Annotated in this window: 1 protein-coding gene; it reads right to left on the bottom strand. The window is 65.3% G+C overall.

The window, feature by feature from the left end; all coding sequences use genetic code 11:
* On the bottom strand, positions 1-268 hold a 268-nt coding region (locus QSV46_RS39880; protein ID WP_314964114.1), incomplete at both ends, for an ATP-binding cassette domain-containing protein.

Genomic DNA, 268 nt, shown 5'->3' with positions numbered 1-268 from the left:
GCCATCAAGTCCAACCAGCTTCAGCGCGTCTTGCGCCCTGGCACGGCGATCGCTTTTTGTGACGCCGCGCAGCGCCAGCGGAAACTCGACATTTTCCTCCGCCGTCAGCCAGGGAAACAGGCTGGCTTCCTGAAACACCACGCCGACCCGGTTCGGATCGGGCTCGGGGATCGGCGCGCCGCTGATGGTGATGGTGCCGGAGGTCTGCTGGCGCAAACCCGCCATCATCATAAGAAGCGTCGACTTGCCGCAGCCGCTCGGGCCGACC

The organism is Bradyrhizobium cosmicum (assembly GCF_032290525.1).
GTDB classification, from domain to species: domain Bacteria; phylum Pseudomonadota; class Alphaproteobacteria; order Rhizobiales; family Xanthobacteraceae; genus Bradyrhizobium; species Bradyrhizobium cosmicum_A.
The sequence above is the reverse complement of the archived record's forward strand: the minus strand, read 5'-3'. Positions and strand labels throughout refer to the sequence as shown.